The sequence below is a fragment of the Cyclobacterium sp. L-R genome, from assembly GCF_056859355.1.
This window is the reverse complement of the sequence record NZ_JBSXOH010000073.1, coordinates 267,192-290,128: the sequence shown is the minus strand read 5'-3', so window position 1 is coordinate 290,128 and position 22,937 is coordinate 267,192. Positions and strand designations below refer to the sequence as shown.

The 22,937-nt window shown below is 38.1% G+C and carries 25 protein-coding genes and 1 pseudogene; 12 read left to right on the top strand and 14 right to left on the bottom strand.

Features of this window, described 5'->3' with window-relative positions; all coding sequences use genetic code 11:
- The 5 genes and pseudogenes from AC13EX_RS13440 to AC13EX_RS13420 form a co-directional block, all read left to right on the top strand.
- Window positions 1–180 (top strand): annotated as a pseudogene (locus AC13EX_RS13440) (IS4 family transposase); the annotation flags it as partial.
- A gap of 143 nt (window positions 181–323) precedes the next feature.
- Window positions 324–851 (top strand): DinB family protein, encoded by a 528-nt coding sequence (locus AC13EX_RS13435; RefSeq protein ID WP_482893069.1) that lies wholly within the window; start codon window positions 324–326, stop codon window positions 849–851.
- A gap of 78 nt (window positions 852–929) precedes the next feature.
- Window positions 930–1,430 (top strand): rhodanese-like domain-containing protein, encoded by a 501-nt coding sequence (locus AC13EX_RS13430; RefSeq protein WP_482893068.1) that lies wholly within the window; start codon window positions 930–932, stop codon window positions 1,428–1,430.
- Window positions 1,431–1,483: 53 nt separating this feature from the next.
- Window positions 1,484–2,155, top strand: a complete 672-nt coding sequence (locus tag AC13EX_RS13425; RefSeq protein WP_482893067.1) for a haloacid dehalogenase type II — start codon at window positions 1,484–1,486, stop codon at window positions 2,153–2,155.
- Window positions 2,156–2,169: 14 nt separating this feature from the next.
- Window positions 2,170–2,928, top strand: a complete 759-nt coding sequence (locus tag AC13EX_RS13420; protein ID WP_482893066.1) for a DUF547 domain-containing protein — start codon at window positions 2,170–2,172, stop codon at window positions 2,926–2,928.
- Between the two features lie 20 nt (window positions 2,929–2,948).
- Here AC13EX_RS13420 and AC13EX_RS13415 read toward each other — a convergent pair whose 3' ends face one another.
- The 9 genes from AC13EX_RS13415 to AC13EX_RS13375 all read right to left on the bottom strand — a co-directional run bounded on the left by AC13EX_RS13415 (window position 2,949) and on the right by AC13EX_RS13375 (window position 9,653).
- Window positions 2,949–3,461 (bottom strand): DinB family protein, encoded by a 513-nt coding sequence (locus AC13EX_RS13415; protein WP_482893065.1) that lies wholly within the window; start codon window positions 3,459–3,461, stop codon window positions 2,949–2,951.
- 96 nt (window positions 3,462–3,557) lie between these two features.
- A complete protein-coding gene (locus tag AC13EX_RS13410) occupies window positions 3,558–4,592 on the bottom strand; it encodes a hypothetical protein (RefSeq protein ID WP_482893064.1) in 1,035 nt (344 codons plus the stop codon).
- A 5-nt stretch (window positions 4,593–4,597) separates the two neighbouring features.
- Entirely contained in the window at window positions 4,598–5,683 is a 1,086-nt protein-coding gene (locus tag AC13EX_RS13405; RefSeq protein WP_482893063.1) for a BamA/TamA family outer membrane protein, read from the bottom strand.
- An 11-nt stretch (window positions 5,684–5,694) separates the two neighbouring features.
- The gene (locus AC13EX_RS13400; RefSeq protein WP_482893062.1) at window positions 5,695–6,234 is read right to left on the bottom strand and encodes a YceI family protein; all 540 of its coding nucleotides are present in this window, start codon (window positions 6,232–6,234) and stop codon (window positions 5,695–5,697) included.
- 151 nt (window positions 6,235–6,385) lie between these two features.
- On the bottom strand, window positions 6,386–7,099 hold the full coding sequence (locus AC13EX_RS13395; protein ID WP_482893061.1) for a hypothetical protein: 714 nt from the start codon (window positions 7,097–7,099) through the stop codon (window positions 6,386–6,388).
- 163 nt (window positions 7,100–7,262) lie between these two features.
- Window positions 7,263–8,003 (bottom strand): flavodoxin family protein, encoded by a 741-nt coding sequence (locus AC13EX_RS13390; RefSeq protein WP_482893060.1) that lies wholly within the window; start codon window positions 8,001–8,003, stop codon window positions 7,263–7,265.
- A 143-nt stretch (window positions 8,004–8,146) separates the two neighbouring features.
- Window positions 8,147–8,398: a hypothetical protein gene (locus AC13EX_RS13385; protein WP_482893059.1), complete on the bottom strand. Its 252-nt coding sequence runs from the start codon at window positions 8,396–8,398 to the stop codon at window positions 8,147–8,149.
- 23 nt (window positions 8,399–8,421) lie between these two features.
- Window positions 8,422–9,009: a sigma-70 family RNA polymerase sigma factor gene (locus AC13EX_RS13380; RefSeq protein WP_482893058.1), complete on the bottom strand. Its 588-nt coding sequence runs from the start codon at window positions 9,007–9,009 to the stop codon at window positions 8,422–8,424.
- A gap of 224 nt (window positions 9,010–9,233) precedes the next feature.
- Window positions 9,234–9,653 (bottom strand): META domain-containing protein, encoded by a 420-nt coding sequence (locus AC13EX_RS13375; RefSeq protein WP_482893057.1) that lies wholly within the window; start codon window positions 9,651–9,653, stop codon window positions 9,234–9,236.
- A gap of 742 nt (window positions 9,654–10,395) precedes the next feature.
- Here AC13EX_RS13375 and AC13EX_RS13370 point away from each other — a divergent pair.
- A complete protein-coding gene (locus AC13EX_RS13370; RefSeq protein ID WP_339714422.1) occupies window positions 10,396–11,154 on the top strand; it encodes an SDR family NAD(P)-dependent oxidoreductase in 759 nt (252 codons plus the stop codon).
- On the opposite strand, the gene AC13EX_RS13365 is transcribed toward AC13EX_RS13370, so the two are convergent.
- The 3 genes from AC13EX_RS13365 to dxs form a co-directional block, all read right to left on the bottom strand.
- Window positions 11,151–11,921 (bottom strand): alpha/beta fold hydrolase, encoded by a 771-nt coding sequence (locus tag AC13EX_RS13365; RefSeq protein ID WP_482893056.1) that lies wholly within the window; start codon window positions 11,919–11,921, stop codon window positions 11,151–11,153. The genes AC13EX_RS13370 and AC13EX_RS13365 overlap by 4 nt on opposite strands.
- Window positions 11,914–13,068: a glycoside hydrolase family 5 protein gene (locus AC13EX_RS13360; RefSeq protein WP_482893055.1), complete on the bottom strand. Its 1,155-nt coding sequence runs from the start codon at window positions 13,066–13,068 to the stop codon at window positions 11,914–11,916. Before AC13EX_RS13360 ends, AC13EX_RS13365 begins: the two co-directional genes overlap by 8 nt.
- Before the next feature lie 108 nt (window positions 13,069–13,176).
- Window positions 13,177–15,102, bottom strand: coding sequence for a 1-deoxy-D-xylulose-5-phosphate synthase (gene dxs / locus AC13EX_RS13355; RefSeq protein ID WP_048641400.1), 1,926 nt, complete (start codon window positions 15,100–15,102; stop codon window positions 13,177–13,179).
- 183 nt (window positions 15,103–15,285) lie between these two features.
- Between dxs and AC13EX_RS13350 the strand changes: the two genes are divergently transcribed.
- Entirely contained in the window at window positions 15,286–16,041 is a 756-nt protein-coding gene (locus AC13EX_RS13350) for a segregation and condensation protein A (protein ID WP_482893054.1), read from the top strand.
- The gene (locus AC13EX_RS13345) at window positions 16,038–17,090 is read left to right on the top strand and encodes a lysylphosphatidylglycerol synthase transmembrane domain-containing protein (RefSeq protein WP_048641402.1); all 1,053 of its coding nucleotides are present in this window, start codon (window positions 16,038–16,040) and stop codon (window positions 17,088–17,090) included. The genes AC13EX_RS13350 and AC13EX_RS13345 overlap by 4 nt, the downstream gene beginning before the upstream one ends.
- 463 nt (window positions 17,091–17,553) lie before the next feature.
- Here the strand turns inward: AC13EX_RS13345 and AC13EX_RS13340 are convergent, their stop codons facing one another.
- Complete coding sequence (locus tag AC13EX_RS13340; protein ID WP_048641403.1) at window positions 17,554–17,976, bottom strand: nucleoside-diphosphate kinase; 423 nt, start codon at window positions 17,974–17,976, stop codon at window positions 17,554–17,556.
- A 181-nt stretch (window positions 17,977–18,157) separates the two neighbouring features.
- Between AC13EX_RS13340 and AC13EX_RS13335 the strand changes: the two genes are divergently transcribed.
- Genes AC13EX_RS13335 through AC13EX_RS13320 form a run of 4 tightly spaced genes read left to right on the top strand, consistent with a single transcriptional unit; the run spans window position 18,158 to window position 21,288 of the window.
- Window positions 18,158–19,207, top strand: coding sequence for a DHH family phosphoesterase (locus tag AC13EX_RS13335; RefSeq protein ID WP_048641404.1), 1,050 nt, complete (start codon window positions 18,158–18,160; stop codon window positions 19,205–19,207).
- Complete coding sequence (locus tag AC13EX_RS13330) at window positions 19,191–20,120, top strand: FKBP-type peptidyl-prolyl cis-trans isomerase (protein WP_048641405.1); 930 nt, start codon at window positions 19,191–19,193, stop codon at window positions 20,118–20,120. The genes AC13EX_RS13335 and AC13EX_RS13330 overlap by 17 nt, the downstream gene beginning before the upstream one ends.
- Window positions 20,121–20,162: 42 nt before the next feature.
- Window positions 20,163–20,708: an FKBP-type peptidyl-prolyl cis-trans isomerase gene (locus AC13EX_RS13325; RefSeq protein ID WP_482893053.1), complete on the top strand. Its 546-nt coding sequence runs from the start codon at window positions 20,163–20,165 to the stop codon at window positions 20,706–20,708.
- A gap of 19 nt (window positions 20,709–20,727) precedes the next feature.
- Window positions 20,728–21,288, top strand: coding sequence for an FKBP-type peptidyl-prolyl cis-trans isomerase (locus AC13EX_RS13320; RefSeq protein WP_048641407.1), 561 nt, complete (start codon window positions 20,728–20,730; stop codon window positions 21,286–21,288).
- Window positions 21,289–21,373: 85 nt separating this feature from the next.
- On the opposite strand, the gene guaB is transcribed toward AC13EX_RS13320, so the two are convergent.
- Window positions 21,374–22,852, bottom strand: a complete 1,479-nt coding sequence (guaB, locus tag AC13EX_RS13315; protein ID WP_048641408.1) for an IMP dehydrogenase — start codon at window positions 22,850–22,852, stop codon at window positions 21,374–21,376.
- Between the last annotated feature and the right edge of the window lie 85 nt (window positions 22,853–22,937).

The window sequence follows — 22,937 nt, the reverse complement described above, 5'->3', positions numbered from 1 at the left end:
CGTAAAACCAAATCTATAATTGATCAACTCAAACAAGGAATGGACAAAATCATTGGAAAAATATCTGATTATGCTTTCAAACTGTTGCTTCAACTTGAAATAATACGGCCCAACAGGTCAGTTCCTAGAATAAAAAGGTATACTGCCAGACCCAGTAATTTTATAACTTATAAACCTTAACTAAACGACATTGATATTTTGGGTTAAACTTACCCCCAACTAGTAGCCCCCTTGCTACTACTTTCTGAAACCATTTCAAAATCAGCCACTCAACCATTTTACTATTGGTTTTTACCACTAAGATGTTTTTATTGCACCCAGTTATGAAAGCATTTATATATATTCAATTAGTGATAATGGTTTTGATCATGGGAAGTAATAGTTTAAAGGCTCAAACGTATTTTTTGGATCAATTTCCGGATGTTTGGCAACGTAATATGGACTATTCCCGAGCATTGGCCGAGGCCATGCCTGCCAATTTATACGATTATCGACCAACTCCTGAAGCCATGTCCTTTGGGGATCAGCTTTTACATATAGCAAGTAATATCAGTTACCTTACTGCAATCGTCAATGGTGAGAAAAGGTCTTTTTATGAAAAGGAAGACAGATCCTCTTTGGACAAGGATTCAATAATAGAGATTCTTGACGAAGCCAACAAATACGTGCTAGAATTGATCAAAAAAACAGAGCAGAGTCAATTAGATGAAGAAATTGTCTTTGCTAATGAAAATATGACCAAGGAAAACATTTTTTATTTGCTCCGAGGACATCAAACACATCACCGTGGCCAGGCCCTAATCTACCTTCGTTTAAATGGAATAGCGACACCTGCATATGTGGGCTGGTAAACTATAAAAAAAGCGTTACTAATTTCACTTAATTTACGATTTTAGAAATTATTGGTGTTGAAATTTTGTTCTAACACCATGAAAGCCTTTTATATACTTTCCTTATTTTTTGTCAGTTCTGCCTTTATAGGCCAGGTAAGTTACGCACAAAGCCTGCCCTACAAAGCCCTTTTAGGCAGTACTTATGACAAAAATTTCCCTTTGGTCTATCCCGATCAAAAAGAATTGATCAATGGTGCTATTCTGTTGGATACCCGTGAGAAAAATGAATTCAATGTAAGTCATTTAAAAGGAGCTCAATGGGTAGGTTTTGAAACTTTTGACATTTCCAGCGTAAAAGATATCCCCAAAGATCAACCCATAGTCGTTTACTGCTCTATAGGTGCAAGAAGTCAGGAGATCGGCAAGAAATTGAAACAAAGTGGCTACAGTGAAGTTTATAATCTCTATGGAGGAATTTTCCATTGGGTAAATGAAAGCAACCCCGTATACCATTTAGACACCCTACCTACCAATAAAGTCCACACTTTTAATAAAATGTGGGGAGTTTGGTTAAAAAAAGGTGAAAAAGTACATTAGTCACCCCTCACAGACCAGCACTCCAATTATTATCTATTCTAAATCAACGAATTATGCCTACCTCACCACAATTATTAATATTTGATGTAAATGAAACCCTGCTAGATACAAAAGCAGTAACAACCGCCATCAATAAAGAAATAGGAAATGATGAAGCTGCCGACAAATGGTTTCAGTCTTTATTACATTATTCATTGGTAGAAACTGTAACAGGTGATTTTGCTGATTTCTCTAAGATTACCGACGCATGTTTGGAAATGACTGCGAATAATTATAGCAAAGATCTTACTCCGAAAACACGAGAAACAATTTTAAGTGAGTTCAAAAAGCTTTCACCACATACAGATGTCTCCGAAGGCCTACAACGCCTAAAAAATGCAGGTTTTATTTTAGTAGCACTTAGCAATGGAACCTTAGAAGCTGTAAACGAGCAACTCAAATCGGCTGGAATAAGTCAATTATTTGATCGGATTTTTAGTATTCAAAGTGTAGGGAAATTTAAACCTCACCCATCCACTTATGCTTATGTTCTAGATAAAATGGAGATTTCATCAGATAAAGCGGTAATGATCGCGGCACACCCATGGGACTTAGTAGGTGCTGCCAGAGCTGGATTACAAACAGCTTTTATCAAGAGATCAGGAAAATCAAATTATCCACTTTCTCCACAAAATGAATTTGTCGCAGAAGATTTAATTCAGTTTTCTGATCAACTTATTCACTAAAAACATATTTTTAAATGATAAAGCTATTTATTTATTTCGGCATTTTTTTGATAAATCTTTCCTGCGGAGAATCCAACTTGGGACTTGCAGGAACCAATCCACCTAGCCATACTTCATTTAATACACTCCTTAAAAAACACGTATCAGATCAAGGAAAGGTAGATTATAAAGGATTTATCGCTGATGAGGAAAAATTGGATGCCTATTTACAACTACTAAGCACCAATGCCCCAGATAGAAACACATGGTCTGAGGCAGAACAACTTGCTTATTGGATCAATGCTTACAATGCTTTTACCATAAAATTGATTCTCAATCACTATCCAGTCAAAAGCATTAAGGATATTGGGCCAAAATTAACCATTCCACTTGTTAACACTGTCTGGCATTTGGAGTTCTTCGAAATTGGGGGAAAGCCTGCTAGTCTGGATGAAATAGAGCACAAAATACTGAGGAAAGAATTTGATGAGCCAAGGATTCATTTTGCAATCAATTGCGCTTCGATTTCCTGCCCGAGATTATGGAACCATGCCTATTCGGCTAAAAATTTAAATGCTGAATTGGAACAGGCAGCCCGAACATTTATCAACGACCCTCAACTTAATAAAACCACAGGTTCACAAGTAGAGATATCAAGCTTATTTTCTTGGTTTTCTTCTGATTTCACAAAAAATGGTAGTTTGGAAGATTTTATCAATCAATACGCTTCAAATCCCATAAAGAAAGGTGCAAAAATCAGCTTCAAAGACTACAACTGGGCCTTAAACGAATAAGATAAACCGATTGCAAAGGTCTATTTAACTTCCTTCGTTTGGCAAGCTTTTGTAGTAGATGGGGCTACACCGAAATTATCATCCACTAGATGAACTAAACCCTGGTCTAACAAAGAAATTTTTATCAATGCCTGGTGATGAATGCTGTGCTCAAGGCAATAAGCAAGTTCTCTCCGGTAAGATGATGGGATAATGCAATCATGGTCATCCTCTAGGGAAAAGTTAGCTACCAGGTCTGCTTTACCTACAACCCTTTCTTCATTCAAAAAATCGATCAATTTATTAATGGTAAGAATTGCCTGTTGGGCATCTTGCTCTATTGACTTATCTCGCTCTCTTTTGTCGTAATTAATCTGAGTAAGTTGTAGGTAAAAAGACTCACTAAGGCAAGTATAAAACTCAATGATATGACGAATATGTTGGCCTATAGAAGATCCTGATAACAACTCAGATTTATAGTTGTATTGCTGCGGGGACAAACTTTCCAATAGTAAGGAAAGTTGATTTAGATTCTGTTTACATTCAGCTTGCATGATTCTTTATTTGGGTGATATAATACTTGTTAATACTTAAAGGAAAACGTCTATCACTACAAAATCAGACGTGAGACATCAACCGTCCTGACAATTTCAGGCAATCTTTTTAATTTTTCTCCATCTATTGTAATGGTCCAAGGCTTCTTTTATTGAACCAGTAGATGAGGCTAGATGCTTATTTTCCCTGCTGATTTGATAGATAATACCCCAATGTTTCAAAAGCGTTTTAATCCCATCAAATAACTTGGCGTTGGGATCATAAATATGAGCAGGCTCCGCATTGACACCATTGATTTCCAATATTTTTATCCCTTTCCCCTGAATAAAATCCTCCATTGAAGGTGCTTTCAAGTCCACCCTCCCATAGAAAAAGGTACCCAATTGGTGACTGGTTTTGTCAAAAAACCGAATCAGTTCAGGGTTAGCAAGGTGTGATCCATCTAGAAATTTCGTTCCTCTATTATGGTTCCCTATAGGTTCAAGTAGCTTTTCTTCACCAAAAGCCAATACTTCTTCCGGATTCAAACGTCCATCTTTGAACAATCCTTTACTAACCAGTCGACCTCTTGGAATTTCATTTACCAAGTCTTTAAGGTTAGATTTACCGTCTCCAATTACCGTCAAAAAATCCTTCAGTACAATGGAGGGAATTTTTCCTGAATTTTCACTTGGCAGCCTATAATAAAACACCCCCGCTTCACAAGAACTTTGAATAAACTCCTGTAAGAGCACATCTGACTTACTTTCCTGCAGGTAAAGGCCTAGTTGTGAACCATCTCTTATTAACTTGACCGCTGTACCTCTCTCCCCTCTGTCAGGCTTTGCTATAATGGGAAAATCAATGTTTTGTGTTTCCAGTGCTTTGAGGGCTGTATCCAATGAAGCACCGGATTGAAGAAATACTGTTTTGGGTATTAAATTTTCCGGTAATTTTTTAAGTTGACGGTATTTGCTACAATTGTAAAGCCCTCCCATCTCCATATCGGGATTGGCAAGGGTGAAAAAAAAAAGCGACCTTGCCCTTAAAGAAAGTAGGAAAAAATAAAATACAACAGGCGAATAGACCAACCAAGTTGGCCAATATTCCCAGTGGGTCAATTTGATGAAGAAGTTACTCTTATAGCTCATGTTTTTCAAAATGCTTCAGCAAAATAAATATAGAAACCCTTGGAGTCAGAAGTAAAGCTGTAATCCAGCCTTACATTTGTTCTATCATTTTTGCTTATCCGAAACCTAAGGCCTCCACCAGCAGCCAGGTGTATTTGATTGAATAAATCCTCTCTTAAAGTATTGTATACTCTCCCTGCGGAGCCAAAAACTGCAAAGCCAAACCTTCCTATGACATGCTGCCGGTATTCGGTTTGCAAAACGGCCAAATGCCTATCTCTAAACCTTCCTTGGTAATACCCCCGGTGAAAGAAAGGCCCACCCAAGGTTGGCAATACCCGAAAAGGTACATCTCCATAAGACAGTTGCGCCAATAGCTGATTGGCCCAGGTAATCTTTTCAGAAATCGGCCAATAATGCCTAAAATCAAAGCTTGCCATACCAAAATTAAAAGCAGCTTCTGCGGTTTTCCCTAGTCCAATCAAAGGGGTGATTTCTATAAAACTTCCTGATGAAGGAGATAAAATATGATCCCTTCGATCCCACATTAAAGAAGGGCCAAAACTTAAATAACTGTAGCCTCCTCTTCCATTTTCTGTTACTATATCATCAAAGACAGGTTCAGTGTCTGAAAACTCAGGATGCAACCTTTGCCCTTGAAGTGCCAAGCCAAAATAAGTATTCCTTTTTATTTTTTTATAACTTTTGCTCTTTATTGATAAGGCTTTAAATTCATATAGTGCCCTAAAGTCCTCATTGGTGTCATTCCCTAAGCCATAATAGTATTCAGGGAATTTGCGGTAATCGATGCTTCCATTCAAGAAATATTGATCATCTGCCGTATATACCTGCCACGGAAGGGTAAACAAGTATTGCATATTTTGCGTGAAGGTGATAAAGAGTCGCAGATTCGACTTTCTCAAGCTGTTCCTTGCATAAAAACTGTAAAAGGCAAAACCCTCTACTGCTATCCGCGTTTCTGGCGTGAAATAAGCCAAGGGCAAGGCCTTGAAAACAGTACTGTCCTCTTTGGCCTGCCTTGCTCTCACTTCAGAAAAGGAAGCGAATAAACACAGCGTAATTAAACATGGTTTAATCCAGTTGGACACCATTTTTTTATGCTTTATTTCACAATTAAAAGATCCAAATAGACCTCATCTGACATAACCCAACTGCTTCCACCAACTTCATAATCTCTCCTATCGAGTTCACCTTTGATTGCAAATTGTATCGCTGAACCTGCTGGTGACAAGGCCACTTCTAAAGTTATAGGAAGCGTTTTGCCTTTTATGGTAAGATCCCCAAGTACTTTAAGCCCGCTCTCACCTACAGCCGTTACCTTTGTGGACTGAAACTTAATGGTTGGATATTTATCTACATGAAAATATTCCTCCTTCTTTAAATGATTGTCTCTTTTGTTAATTCCAGTGTCAATGGAATTTGTTTGAATTTCAGCGCTAAAGCTGCTTTTTTCAGGCTGAGACTTATTGTATTCCACCGTGGTTTTAAAGGACTTGAAAGTTCCCTCCACATTTAATCCTAGATTTCTAATATTGAATTTGATATAGGACTCTTCTAACTTATTCTCTGTATTGGAGACATTGTTTACCAGATCTGGAGACATTACCCAATAAAACAAAAGGACTAAAATGGAAGCTTTCATGATGTTTAAATTTGTAACCCGTATTTTTCAATAAAATTTCCCAATCCAATTGGGAAGTGTTGGAATCTCCAAACAGCTATGAAGTGACTGATTTCAGGGTGATTTCAGCAAGCAATTGATTGTCTATTGAATAGTTTGGGTTTGATGAAATTTACTTAAAAGGATTATAAGAAACAGCTACGAAAAACAACATGGCTTTATTCCTGAATCTGTCATTTTCATAGCTCAAGTTTTGTTCCGTCGTGTATTCCGAAAACGTCAAATCCGCCCCAGCCCTCAGCCATGTTTTTGTGGACACCGCATAAGCCACATAAAACTCCGATTTGAGTTGGCCAAGATCATTGTCGCCTCCCAATAGGGCGTTAAAGGAAGTTGGGCTAGCTGAAAGGCTCTGAGGAAATTGCCCCGTATTTTCGGAACTGATAAACATGGCATCTTTTTCACCCCCAAAGCCAAGTCCCAAGGCATCGATATTAAAACCAGCCTTGAATTTTGGATGAAACTGGTATTGGATATTAATCATGGCATTTAAGGCCATGGTATTGGCTTTACTCATAGACAGCGTGTCAATTGTAGCATCATCACCAGTCAGGTCAGCTGGGGCAGTGATATAATCGAGCTCCTTACCACTGAATCCTGAAAAACGAATACCATAACCCAACCTTAATTTTTTAGAAGAAAACAACCCATAGTTTTTATTCCATGAGAGGGAATAGCTTGTTTGACTGTTTTCTCCAAAGCCTACTGCCAAATCAAAACTTTGGTCTGTTTTAGGAATAGGCGTTTGCTGAGCATGCACACAGGTGATTGCTAAAAAAAAGGTGGCTATAAATAAGTAAAATTTTAGTAAATGTAGATTTCCCATAACGATTGTATTTAATATTCTTAATTAATTTTACGGCCTTTAAATAACTCAAATGATGAAGGCCTTTAACCCGAAATATGCAATAGACATTCTATTACATAATCCGGGTTTAACGGTTTGAATAATTCTATTTTCCTCCCATAGGGAAGGAATTCCTATATGTTTACCTGTATTCAGGATTAGGATGGTCTTTATTTTCTCGGTTATCCCACTTGTCCCTTTGGTTGCCATAGGCAGGAATACCGTTTTTAAGCATATTGGCCATATGCATTAAATTCCAAGTCATAAATGTGGTGTTGCGGTTGGTGAAGTCATTTTCTATTCCTCCAGAATTTTTGTCCAAATAAGAAGGACCTGGCCCTGCCTCACCTATCCATCCAGCATCAGCCTGAGGAGAAATTACATAACCAAGGTGTTGCAGACTGTACAAAAGATTCATGGCGCAATGTTTGATTCCATCTTCATTTCCAGTAATCAGACAACCTCCGGTTTTTCCATAATAATTATATTGCCCCTGCTTGTTCATTTCTCCTGAAAACCCATACAATCTTTCTATTACAAGCGTGGCTATAGAAGATTTCTCTCCCAACCAAATGGGACTTCCTATCACTAAAATATCTGCCGCCATTACTTTTTCCTGAATTGCAGGCCAATCGTCCCTATCCCAGCCATGTTCCTTCATGTCAGGATATACACCAAAAGCAATCTGATGATCTACAGGACGAATTATATCAGTAGAAATACCATTTGCTCGCATAATGGCATCACTCATTTTTATCAAGCCCTCCGTGTGAGATGTCTCGGGGGATTTTTTAAGGGTACAATTTAGAAAGACCGCCTTTAATGCTGAAAAATCATAAGGGTTCTCTTTATTCAAGCTCTTCTGAAAAGTACTAAGTTCCATAACTAGGTCTATTTGGTTAGTAATTTGATTGAAATTTAATATTCAGAGAAAAAAGAAATAGGCATTACCCTTCTCATCAATTGAATTTCAGTGATCTAACCAAATAGACGTGGATAAGTTAATGGCCTGACAAAAAAATTAAATTATTTACGATTTATTTTTTGCAGAATATCTGATTTGATTTTTGGAGGTAGCGTTTTGGAGAGCGCACCTTCCTTGACCCATTTCTCCAAGGCCTTGTTCATGGTTTTACTTTGACTCTCATATGCACTGCAAACCTTACAAAGTTTTAAATGCACCCCAAGTCTTAGCTTTTGTGTAAAAGTCAGCGGACTGACCATCTGCTTTTCTATTAAGAAAGTAGCTTCCTTACATGAAAGAAGCAATTGACTCATTATTTTCTCCAACACCATCCCTATTAATTATTTTTTACAAACCAGTTGACTTCCAAACATTTCTTTAGAAGTAACTTGCCTCTGTGTAATACTTGCCAATAATTAGACTCCGTGATTTCTAGTTCCTGACAGATCTCCACGGATTCTTTTTGTAGAAGGTATTTTGAAAGAATTGCTAGGCGCCATTTGTTAGGGAGATCTTCAATACAGATCTCCATAACCCTATTAAAAGCCGGATCGTCAAGCAAATGGCTTTCCTTTGTCCAGGCTTCTTCCAAACCATTGGCCTTCCAGTTGTCTGCACCATTAAAAAATGAATCGGTAAATTGAGAGGCAGTATCATCCTGATTGTTTTGTATCTTGGATAACTTCCGGTAATGATCAATAATTTTATTGTTTAAAATTTTTAATAACCATGTTTTGGGACTGCTTCTACCTTCAAATTTCTCATAATTTTTAACCGCCGCCATAAATACCTCCTGAACCAAGTCTTCAGCGGTTTCATTACTACTGGTTTTATGATATGCCCAGCTATAGAGGTAATCGCTGAATGAATGAACCCATTCACTGATGACTTTTTGCTTGGACTGGGAATTTGTCTTTTCTTCCATGGTGACAAATGATTCAGGTATAATAGAGGGGTTTCCAACAGTTCCACTTATGCAATGATTATTCATCCACAGTACAGCAGGTAACTAATAGAACTCTATCATTACTGATGTTTTCAGATATAAAATTTTATTTGGGTGAATACTCGTTGACATGAACAAACCTATTACCAATTTTAACTAAAAAATACTTGTTCTTGTTTCAGAACATTTCTCAATAGGCAAATTTAATTTTCAGGAATAAAACTCAATAGTTCACTAGCCCCATCCATTAAAACCAGTTTATCTTTAACTACTTTAAAATTCTTCACCATGGAAAGGGCTTTTAAAAAATCGCTTTCTCCAGTGCCGGGACATGCCTTTTTAGTCATGGCTCCAGGATTCAAGGATAAACTCTTTCCTTCAAGGGTAAAATCTCCTGAAAAATTATTACAGCCTGTAAAACCGCTAAGTTTGCCACCATCCATAAAACTCAATAAAGGAACAGCATCAGCAAACTTCCCTACATCAAGGGATTTACCCATCATGCCAGCTAGTTTCCATTTATTCCCCATAAGCAAACTAAGCGGATTGAAATTGTTTAGCGAACTACAAGCAGTAAAACTAAAGAGTAAAATAAAAGTAAATAAAATTTTAAACTGTCTCATATTCATTAGCGTTTTGAGTTTTACAATAATAATTTAGACATTAATAGAAGGTATATCAAATAATTAACCTATTAAATTCAACAGGAGAAATGTAATTTACCCTATTAAACTTATTCTTTTTCTCCTTACTCAAACTTAAAAAAAGTCGGAGTACTGGATTATGGGCTTATCACGGTAACCCGGAGAGAGTTATATTAGTTTAAAATAGCGAAATTTTTAACGAGAAAAAGGTAAAAAAAGCTTCTTTTTCAACCTATCCGGCTTAGACCAAATTGTAAAAGCTCAAGCTTTCGCACTTTAGAATTTTAATTCCAGATCATAAATATTACAAAATTTCTCCTTCTTATAAAGCTAAAATCAGGCCTTACAATTTATTTTATTAAAAAGCAAAACCTGCCAAACGTATAGGAGATGATTTATAAAGCCTAACAGTTAAACCCGGATTATGTAATAGGATTTCTCCGCCCTGACAAGGTCAGGGGTGATGCTTGTCCCGTGTTTACGGGAAGTGTTGCAATCGCAAGAAAATCAGGCTGTTTGGAGATTTTAACATAGCACCGCTTTGGTGAAATTGAAAACAGCAACGAAGTGGCTGATTTTGAAGCGATTTCAGCACCTAATAGATTGTCTATTGCATATTTCGGGTTAAAGCGGATATCTTTTAATATTAATCCCAACAATGCAAAGTATTTGGCGACACTTTCTTAATTTTAGAAGCGCAAAAACCCCAAAAATTATTTCAATGACTGAATCAAGATATAATAACAGAGTAGCAGTAATTACCGGAGCTGCAGACGGAATTGGTAAAGGTATAGCCAAAAAACTGGCAGATGAAGGAGCAAGTATAGCACTTTGGGACTTCAATGAGGAAAAACTACTGGCCTTAGAAAAGGAATGGCAAAAGGATGGATTGCCAGTCAAAGCGTTCGTTGTAGATATTTCCGATGAGACTGCAGTTCAGGAAGCCTATAAGGAATCAGTAGACCATTTTGGTAAACTTGACATTTTGGTCAATTCCGCTGGAATAGTAGGGCCCACACAAATAAAAATTACAGATTATTCTACAGAGGATTTTGATAAAATTTGCAATGTAAATTTAAAAGGTTCTTTTCTAACTGCTAAGTACGCCCTTAAGTACATGGAAAAAGCGCAATACGGTAGAATTCTACTTATTGCCTCTATCGCTGGTAAAGAAGGAAACCCTAATATGGTAGGTTATTCCACTACTAAAGCAGGCGTAATTGGACTTGTCAAAGCACTTGGTAAAGAGTATGCCACTTCAGGAATTACAGTGAATGGACTGGCTCCGGCTGTTATTCTAACGGCAATGAACAAGGATACTGATCCTGCACAATTGGAATATATGGCATCCAAAATTCCTATGCAACGTCTGGGTACTGTGGATGAGGCAGCCTCCATTGCAAGTTGGATCCTATCCGAGGAAGCAAGCTTCAATACAGGATTTATATTTGACTTATCCGGCGGTAGAGCTACCTATTAATTAGGTAGGCTTTCCATAAAGGTGAGGATAGCTTTTTGTGTTTTTTGGGCCTGTTCATACATCCCCATGTGTCCGCAATTTGTCAATTGATAAAATTGATCTACTGCTTGCTTATGGCTGAGGCTATCTATTATCGGTACAGCGGTATCCTCATTTCCACAAATCATCAAAGTAGGCTTTTGAAATTCTGAAAGCGTCTTCATGTGGTCTTTACGGTTCCTCATGGCTTGCAGATAAGCTATGATACTTGTCATTGGTAACTGGCTGGCATAGTGAATTAGGGAGGCAATGGCCTCCCTACAGCTTCCCCTGTTTTCTTTGCGAAATAGTAAAGGCAATGAGGATTGAATAAAGGTACTCACTCCATGCTTATTAATAAATTCTATTGTTTTAACACGATTGAACTTTTTCTCATCACTATCTGGATAAGCTGTAGAATGAAACAATCCCAAACCACTCAGATCAAGTTTATTGAGACAGGCCATTTCTAGTGCCAAATAGCCCCCCAAAGAATGCCCTATTAATACAGCATCTCCTATATTATTGGCCAACATCCAATCGGCAAGAACTATGCCTATTTCCTTAATGGTAAACTGGTCAGAAACTGCTGGACTATCTCCAAATCCAGGTAAATCCGGACACCACACTTCACAGATTTCAGATAGAGGCTCTGCGAAGTTTTTCCACATTTCTTTTGTTTCACAAAAGCCAGGTAGCAAAACCAGTGCTTTGCCAGATCCTTCCTTCCAATAGGATATATCAGGCATTTTTCATCAAAAGGTTTAACAGTTTTCTATCTAATTTCTCTCCATACCAATCCTCATAGGCAATGTCTGTTCTTCCAGAGTTGAGCACTCCGAAAGTCCCTGAAAATTCCCACAATCCAAACCCAATCCCATTCTCCTCCAATATATCTAAAATATCACCAAACCAGGCTAAAAAGACCTCATGCGGGGTTTTATTATAACAGCCCAACTCACCACAATGCACCCCTACTCCTTGCTCTAGCAAGGCTATCCAAGGGGCATAATGTTTTTCCAGATCCTCTTTTTGATACATCCGTTCATTGTGCATTCCTGGCCAGCTAGGAGTAGGCAGGCTATCCGGATCCTTAAACACCCATGAAGCTTTATGATGTGAAATATGCATGGGGAAATAACCTCTACAACTCTGATGCAAATCAAGATCTGCAAATTCAGGAATGGCTGTACCGCCTCCGCCATTGCCATCAGCGATGACCAATCTTTTATTGTTTATCCCCTTGATGGTTTTTAAGGCTACTTCGGCTACTTTTCTGTATTCAGCAATGGGAACAGCCCCTCCAGGGGAGTGTTGGTCGTTTGGGTCCAGCCTTTTAAAAGGCTCATTGACCAAATCAAAACTCAATTTTTTAGAAGAGATATTTTTATACCGCTTGGACCACATTTCCCAATGGGCACAAAAAGCATCTAAGGCTTCTTGGTCTTCCCATAAATTGTAGGGCTCTTTAAAACCTGCATTGATACAGAAGCCTGGCGCCCTATGTAAATTCAAACTCACATGTAAATTTTGATTGTGGCAGTTGGTTAATATTTCGTCAATTTCATCGAGCACCCTGTTATTAAATTGTAGCACCTCATCGGGCCGTATGGGTTTGCTTCGGTCAAAATCCAGATAACTGGGATAGGAAATAGGAATTCGGACAAAATCAAAACCCCAATCCGACATGTACTTATAATAATCAGGTTTTGTTTTGCGCCCATTTTCAGGATCAGGATTAAAAAAATCCAATAAATTGAATCCTCTCCATTTGGGAAGTTTGTTTTTTTTCTTTTTGAGCGATGGACTAAAAGAAGTCTGATTCAAAGAAAGGGCCATGGATGCTGCCGTAGCTTTCTTTAAAAAGTCCCTTCTTGGAATTAAAATTTCGGACATTAGAGTAGCGGATTAAGTTACCAAACCTACCAAACAATACAGTTATCCAATTTAAAAAAATAATTGAGGAAATCGGCCCGATTTCCTCAATAAAAAGAAGGGATATTATTAAATTTTAATTTTATCAGCAACATTTAGGTTCATCATATCCTTAACAGTCTGAAGGATACCAGAAGGATCGAATCCACATTCATGATGCAGTTCCATTTGCTCTCCATGCTCAATTACCTCATCAGGAATCCCCAATCGTTTTACCTTAGCTTGGTAGTCATGATCCATCATCCACTCCAGAACAGCACTTCCAAATCCGCCCATCAGGCAACCATCTTCAACGGTAATGACTTTGTCAAATTTACCAAAGACTTCATGCAGTAAAGATTCGTCAAGAGGTTTGACAAATCGCATGTCATAATGCGCTACACTAAGACCTAGTTCTTTAAATTTGTCTTTGTTTTCAAGGGCATAATTGCCAATGTGTCCAATACTCAAAATGGCAATGTCTTTACCTTCTGTGATTATTCTGCCTTGTCCTGTAGGTATTTTTCTTAATGGTTTTCTCCAATCAGGCATTACACCTTGACCTCTTGGATACCTAATGGCATAAGGGGCATTGTGCTCAGCACCAGAATACATCATATTTCTCAACTCCTCCTCATTCATAGGCGCACTTACTACAAGATTGGGCACACAACGAAGGTAGGCCAAATCATAAGCCCCATGATGAGTTGGTCCATCAGCTCCGGCAAATCCAGCACGGTCTAAACAAAAAACCACTGGAAGATCTTGCAAACAGACATCATGAATCACTTGATCATAAGCCCTTTGCATAAAGGTACTGTATATGTTACAAAAAGGCACCAATCCCTGAGTCGCTAAACCCGCAGAGAAAGTAACAGCATGTTGTTCTGCAATTCCTACATCAAAGGACCTATCAGGAAATGCCTTCATCATTATATTCATTGAAGATCCTGAAGGCATAGCCGGAGTCACTCCAACGATTTTTTTATCTTTTTCCGCCAGCTCTACAAGGGTATGCCCAAAAACATCCTGGTACTTTGGTGCTTGAGGGCTGGTAGGTATTTTCTTAGCTATCTCTCCGGTAATTTTATCAAATTTGCCAGGTGCATGCCATTTGGTTTGGTCTTTTTCTGCAGGGGCATATCCTTTTCCTTTTACTGTTATACAGTGTAGGATTTTTGGCCCAGGAATGTCTTTAAGATCATTGAGCACCTCTACGAGATGATTTACATCATGGCCGTCAACAGGACCAAAATACCGTAGATTTAAAGATTCAAATAGATTGCTTTGCTTTAGCAAGGCAGACTTGATGGCTCCTTCAACTTTGGAAACCACATCCTGAGCACTAAAGCCAAATTTGCTGATTTTACCGAGTAAATTCCAAACCTCATCTTTAACCTTATTATAGGTATGCGAGGTAGTGATGTCTGTAAGGTAATCTTTCAATGCACCCACATTTGGATCTATGGACATGCAATTGTCATTGAGAATAATTATCAGATTGCTATCAGAAACCCCAGCGTGATTCATTGCTTCAAAGGCCATACCACCTGTCATGGCGCCATCACCTATTACAGCAACATGCTGTCTATGGGTTTCGCCTTTATACTTTGATGCCATGGCCATTCCAAGAGCTGCGGAAATAGAAGTACTCGAATGTCCAACCCCAAAAGCATCAAAGGGACTTTCTTTTCTTTTGGGAAATCCAGACAAACCTTTGTAAAGCCTGTTGGTATGAAAATCATTTCTTCGGCCAGTTAGGATTTTATGTCCATAGGCTTGATGACCCACATCCCAGATCAATTGATCGTCAGGTGTATTAAGCACATAATGCAAAGCTACAGTAAGTTCTACAACGCCTAAACCAGCCCCAAAATGACCTCCATAAACAGAAACATGGTCAATGATGAATTGTCTCAATTCATCACAGATTTGAACCAAACGGTCTTTACTGAGGTTTTTAAGGTCTTCCGGTTGATGGATTCCTCTGAGTAATTCTCCAGGTTCTATTTGCATATGCTAATCATCTTTGTAAAAATCTATAACCTTTCCAAAGGTTATAATGTTTAATATTACCAATAATTATTCAGGCCTCCATGCCTTTATGGAAATTATTGACTTGCCTATTGATTTAACGAGATATGTGATATCTTTGAACACAATAAGAAATACAAAAATAACAAAAAATAATCTTATCCAGTGAGTTTCGAAATCAAATTACCTTTATTCGAAGGGCCATTTGACCTAATGCTGTTTTTCATAGAACGTGATGAACTGGATATTTATGATATTCCCATTTCAAAAATTACCAATGACTTCTTGGATTATATCCATCACTTGGAAAAAATGGAAATAGAAGTAGCAAGTGAATTTATCCTTTTCGCTGCTACTCTTATGAAAGTCAAATCCAAAATGCTTCTCCCTAGACCTGAATTTAATGAAGATGGCGAAGAGATAGATCCAAGGGAAGATTTGATAAAGCATTTATTGGAATATAAAAAGTACAAATCAGTCGTGGGTGAACTTGCCAATATGGAAGGTGAAAGGATGTCCAAGTTCGCCAGAGGAAATGTTGTGGAAGAGCTTCGGCAAATCAATCAAATAGATCAAGTAGATGCCGAACTTCAAGACCTTGACCTTTACCGATTGTTAAAGGTATACCAAAAGGTATTAACTAAATATGCTCACACCAAGGATGACACAAAACATACTGTGATCCAATATCCATATTCTATAGAACAACAAAAATCATTGGTTTTAGACCGGCTGGATGAAAATCCCAAAATTCCCTTCTCAGACTTTATCGTCTTAAATCCCGACAAAATTTTTATTATTTATACTTTTTTAGCCATTTTGGAGCTCCTTCAGCTTGCCTTGGTCACAATAAAAATCGGGGAAGGATTTAATAACTTTTGGGTAGAACGATTAGAAGCTATACCTGTAGAAAACTTATGAAATTAGACAATAGGGAGATTTTTAAAACCTTAAACCCAAATAAGGTTTGGGTTCCTGTGTTGATAGGAATCGGAATAGTATTTGCAATGTTTTACATGGACCCAACAGTAAATGCGCAAACATTAAAAGGGGTTTTTGACGCTTCTTTATGGTCGATTTTTGTTGCCGTAATTTTTATTTTTCTACGAGATGCGGGCTATGTATTCAGAATCCGGGAAGTAACGAATAAACACCTTAGTTGGTCCAGGGCCATCTATGTGATCATTTTATGGGAATTTGCTTCTGCCGTCACCCCTTCCATTGTGGGTGGTACTGCTGTGGCTGTATTTATATTGAACAAAGAAGGAATACCATTAGGAAAAGCATTAGCATTTACCATGCTCACAGCCATTATGGATAATTTGTTTTTCGTAATAGGGGCACCCATCATACTGTATCTGGCACAGGGCTATATTTTCCCTGAAAGCAGAATGCTCGAGATGAGGTTAGGCTCCAGCCTGGAGTACCTTTTTTGGGGAAGTTATTCCTTGTACACCATCTATTCCGTACTAATGGCCTTGGCATTGTTTTACCGTCCCAGGGTTTTCAAATGGATAATGCTTAGATTATTCTCCATCAAATGGTTAAGAAAATGGAAATACCAAGCCAATAATTATGGGGATCAGATCATCGAAGCGAGTAAGGAGCTCAAGGGCAAAAACACCAGGTATTGGCTTATCATCATCCTTACCACCGTGTTCATTTGGTCTTCAAGGTACTTGATGCTCAACGCTCTGATATCCGCATTTGAAACCCTTTCATTGTTTGAACATGTAGTAATTTTTGCAAGACAGATTATCATGTGGATTGTAATGATGATCAGTCCTACCCCTGGTAGTAGCGGAACGGCTGAGTTTTTCTTCACGCAATTTTTCAATGAATTCCTAACTGGTTATACTTTTGTAACCAGTATTCTTTGGAGGTTATTTTCTTATTATCCTTACTTGCTCCTTGGTGCTATATTTCTACCAAAATGGGTTAGACAGGTTTTCTTTAAGAGAAAAAAATAATGAAATGATTTTAAGATGTTGTTGCGGTATATAGGCAACAATATCTTAAAATCGTATTAGTAGGTTTTTATTGGACCATATACTTATTTACTAAAATAAGTTGGTCGGCAGTTTGCACAAAGATTCATCAAAGCTTTTTAATGTACCAGATTTCAATCCTGATCAATTGTCTATTTCCACTTTCAGGGCAAACAAAATAAAAATTTCCTCATAATTATTTAATCCGATTTACAGCTTCAATAATGCAGGGTGTAAAACAAAAATTATGCGTATTGGAAAGGATAAAAGGGTCAATATATAGTACCTGCTTTTTGCTTTGAATTTGCCTTTATTCAGGTTTGTGGATAATAATTAGGCCTTTCCTCTAAAAAATACAGGCCTTTTCAAATAAATAAAAAAAAGAAATGTTAAAATATCCTAAATTTTTCTATCCCTCTCAAATTTGAGAGGGATAGAAAAATGATTAATCAATTCTTTCGAAAGCGTTAAAAAAGAAGCCTCCTTCAATTTGAGCATTCTCATCTGAGTCGGAACCATGCACAGCATTTGCTTCGATAGATGTAGCATATAATTTTCTAATGGTACCCTCTTCTGCATCAGCAGGGTTGGTCGCACCTATTAGTTTTCTGAAATCTACAATTGCATTTTCCTTTTCAAGGATTGCCGCAATAATAGGTCCTGAAGACATATACTTGCATAAATCAGCGTAAAAAGGCCTTTCTTGATGAACTTTGTAAAACTCCCCAGCAAGCTTAGCATCAAGCCTGGTTGTTTTCAATGCAATAATTTTGAAACCTGCCTCTTCGATCATTTTTAAGATTGCTCCTGAATTGCCTGCACCGAAGGCATCAGGCTTGATCATGGTGAACGTTCTATTGGTAGCCATAAAATTTTATTAGGATTATTAGTTATGGTTGTAAAATTAATCCTTTTAAGTTAAAGTCCGAAAGTTAAAAGGAGATAATAAATAAAGTCTATATTTCGATAAAATTGGAATTGGGAATTTCAGAAAATTATATGGAACTTTGTCATCTGTGTTTTTTAAATACGGTACTCAATTATTACACATGCAGAATATAGATCTATTTAAAGAACAGATTTCTTCAGCTTCGTCCAAAAAGATCATCATCACCACCCATCATAAACCTGACGCAGATGCTCTTGGATCTTCATTAGCATTAGCTGGCTATTTATTAAAGAAAGGTCATCAGGTAAATGTGATAACTCCTTCTGATTATCCTGTATTCCTTCATTGGATGAAAGGAAATGATGAGGTAATAAATTATGAAGATCCTGGACAGGTTGAAAAAGCTGAGAAATTGATTAACGAGGCAGAGATTATTTTCTGCCTGGACTTCTCTTGTCTTAGCAGACTTCAGACAATGGAAGAAGTGGTTCGTCAATCTAAAGCTTTTAAAGTCAATATTGACCACCACCAAGAGCCTGAGGACTTCGCTGACTTCAGTTTTTGTAGTACTGATGCGGCAGCCACTTGCGAGTTATTGTATGACTTGATGGTAAAAGTGGGTGACAGAAATCTGATTGACAAGGATATCGCAGAATGCCTATATTCTGGAATAATGACAGATACAGGTGGTTTCAGACATCCTAATACCACTAAAAATGTTCATCTGGTAACGGCTGAGTTAATAGACCTTGGAGCTGATAACTCCAAGATTGCTCGGCTTATTTATGATACTTATTCAGTTAATAGACTGAAATTCTTAGGTTTTGCGCTTACGCGGAGGTTGACTATTTTACCTGAGCTCAACACTGCCTTTTTTGCTGTAAGCAAGAAAGACCTGAGGAAATATCAATCTCAAACTGGAGACACCGAGGGGCTTGTAAATTATGCACTTTCTTTGGATGGAATTAAAATTGCAGCCTTATTTACAGAGAGAAAAGATGGGGTTAAAATCTCCTTTCGCTCTGCAGAGGATGTATCAGTGAACAAGTTTGCTGCAAAATACTTCAGTGGAGGAGGCCATAAAAATGCCTCGGGAGGAATCTCTCAAGCACCTTTGGAAGAAACCATTGAAAGGTTTAAAGAATTAGTAAAAGAAAACAAACAAATCTTATTTAATCAATTAGAATTAGTCGATGAAAAAAATCAATAATTTAGTTTTTGGTGCCCTAGCTTTGGCATCCAGCTCGCTATTGTATTCTTGTGAGAAGACAGAAACAACTTCTGACGGAATAGAGTACCGTTATGTAACACAAGGAGACAAAGAAACCAAAGATGGCGAATTTGTCGTTTACCACTTTACAGCCAAAACTGGTAGCGATTCCTTGTTCATCTCCAGTTATGACCAACCAATGCCTCCTTATTTGCAGCATATAGATACTGCAACAGCCAGAACAGGTGTTGATGAGATTTTCCTAAACTTGAACAATGGCGATAGTATCGTCATTACTTCTACTGCTGAAAAAATATTTACTCCTGAAGGTGTGCCTCCATTTTTAAAAAATGATGAGACGGTTACCATCCATATCGGTGTTATAAACGTTCTTGAAGAAGAAGTTTTTCAAGATTACTTCAATGACCTTGCTGCTGAAGGGCAGAAAAAGCAAGCTGAAGAAGCCAAAGTTCAATTGGCAGAGGACATTAAATCTATCGAAAGCTATATTTCTGAAAATAATTTAAAGGCAGACAAGACAGAATCAGGTGTTTATTACGTCATAGAGAAAGAGGGTTCTGGTGCACAGATAGAACAGGGTGACGAAATCTCTGTAAACTATACCGGTTATGTGCTTGACGGTACTGTATTTGACACCAGTATCGAAAGCAAAGCCAAAGAAGCAGGAACTTTCACCGAAGGTAGACCTTACGAACCATTTACATTCAGTGTAGGCCAAGGAATGGTTATTCCTGGTTGGGATGAAGGCCTTCAATTGTTAAAAAAGGGTTCTAAAGCAAAATTATTGATTCCTTCTCCACTGGCCTATGGGCCTAGCCAAAGAGGAGCTGTAATTGTGGCCAACTCTATTTTGATTTTTGACGTTGAAGTAACAGACGTAGTTAAGCAATAATATTTGGGGGTCTGCCAAGTAACAATAATATAAATACCTACCATGAAAAAAAGTATGAAATTTTGGGCATTGTTGCCCCTATTGGCCTTTTTGGGTTCCTGTATCTCTGATGAAGAGAACTTGGATGTGATTTATGAGCAAGATCTCAAAAAGATTGAAACTTATATCCAAAACTTCCCTGACGAATACATGAAGAAGGAAACCCTTGAAGGAACAGGTATTGTACTATTGTTTACTGAGGTAGTAGAAGAGGGTCAAGTGGCTGTGGCAGGAGATACACTTGCAGTGGATTATACTGGAATGTTATTGGACGGTACTGTATTTGATACTTCTATTGAGCAAACTGCCAGAGACAACAATCTCTTCAATGAAAGCCGGGATTATGAGCCTTACAAGGTCATTCTAGGAGTATCCAGTGTTATCAGTGGATGGCATGGTGCACTTTCTCTTATGAAAGAAGGTGAAAAAGCCACTGCCCTGATACCTTCAGCCTATGGCTATGGAAACCAGTCTGCAGGCTCTATTCCTGCAAATTCCGTTTTGGTATTTGAATTAGACCTGACCGAAAATCGGCCATACCAGCCTTAATCATTTGAATAATTAAAGGATGAGTTTTAGACAAATAATTATTGTTTTTTTCGTGGCGGCCCTAGGATTTTCCTGTGACGATCAACTTAGCGGTTTTGGGTATCCAACCTATGACAATGAAGGTAATCTGGCCATTGACAGGGAAAAAATAGATGAGTACTTAAAAACTGCCGACTACGATAGCCTTTACAGGATACATGATCCATCTGGAGTGGTAATCATAGTGGAAGAGGAAGGCACTGGGTCCAGACCTGTTTCAGGAAATGTTATCTATACCAATTACACAGGTTATTTGTTAGATGGAACTGTTTTCGACTCTAATTTGGAAGATGTGGCTACCGCCAATGACATCTACGATGAAAATAGAAAATATGACATCTTCAACTTTTATCTAGGCTTAAGCTCTTCTCAAGGAGGGGCTATTCAGGGATTTACCCTTGGTTTCCAAAGATTGAGAAGTGGATCTAAAGCTACCATCATTATCCCTTCGCCTTATGCGTATCAGGATAGCGAAAGTGTAGAAAGAGTCCCTGCCAATTCGGTATTGGTTTTTGATGTAGAATTTCTAGGCATGGATTAAGCCTAATCTGAAAATAAAGTAAAAGCCAGCGAAATAATTTTCGCTGGCTTTTTTTATTGCCGAAAATCAAAGAAAGACCTTATAACTACATTTTAGCACTGTAATTTGGAGCTTCTCTAGTTATGCTTATATCATGAGGATGTGATTCTCTCACACCAGCAGTAGTTATTTTTACAAATTTACCTTTCTCTCTAAGGTCATCTATGGTGCCTGTTCCACAATAGCCCATACCTGCTTGCAAGCCTCCAACCAACTGATAAAGTACTTCAGAAACCAAGCCTTTAAAAGCAACTCTACCTACAATTCCTTCTGGAACCAATTTCTTAACATTCTCTTCTGCATCTTGGAAATAGCGGTCTTTAGACCCAGATTCCATGGCTTCAAGGGAACCCATTCCACGATAGGATTTGAATTTCCTTCCTTCAAAAATAATGATCTCGCCAGGAGCTTCCTCAGTACCAGCTAAAATAGATCCAATCATAACAGATCCAGCACCTGCAGCCAAGGCTTTCACTACATCTCCCGAATACCTAATACCACCATCTGCTATCACTGGCACATTCCTTCCTTTTAAAGCATTGGAACATTCCATAACGGCTGACAACTGAGGCATACCAACACCTGCAATTACCCGTGTTGTACAAATACTACCCGGGCCTACGCCAACTTTTACAGCATCAGCACCCGCATCAGCCAAAGCAGTTGCGGCTTCAGCAGTAGCTATATTACCTACAATTACTTCCAGACTTGGAAAAGCTGCTTTAATTTTAGTACAGGTTTCAATTACTCCTTTAGAATGACCATGAGCAGTATCTATACTTACTACATCCACTCCTGCATTTACCAATGCATCTACACGCTCTTCAATATCTCCGGTTACACCTACAGCAGCTCCTACGCGTAAACGACCAAACTGATCCTTGCAGGCATGTGGCTTGTCTCTGCGTTTAAGAATATCCTTATAGGTAATCAAGCCTGTAAGCTTGTATTCCTCATCTACAATAGGAAGTTTCTCAATTTTGTATTCCTGTAGCACTTCTTCCGCCTCTTCAAGACTAATTCCTGCCTTGGCAGTAATTAGATTCTCCATGGTCATGATTTCCTTGATAGGTCGATTTAAGTCCTTGATAAACCTAAGATCTCTATTGGTAATGATCCCTTTAAGAAATCTGTTCTCATCCACAACAGGAATTCCACCAATATTGTATTCACTCATGATGGCTTCCGCATCCTTTACTTTAGCATCAATATCTAATGTAATGGGATCAAGTATCATCCCACTTTGGGATCTTTTTACCTTGCGAACCTGAGCTGCCTGCTTTTCGATAGACATGTTTTTGTGGATGAATCCCAGCCCGCCTTCTAAGGCAATGGCAATGGCTAATTCAGCCTCTGTAACGGTGTCCATAGCAGCAGAAACCAATGGAATTTCCAATCGGATGTTCTTGGTAAGTTGCGTAGAGGTGTTTGTGTCGCGGGGAAGTACTTCGGAATATCCCGGTACTAAAAGCACGTCATCGTAGGTTAGTGCTTCAAAGAGAAATTTATCTGTGTTTGGATTCATGGCAAATGGTTAGTAACCCTATTTGCCCGTCAAAGATACAATGTTTTTAATATGCGGATCAACACTTTGCTGAAAAAAAAGTTAA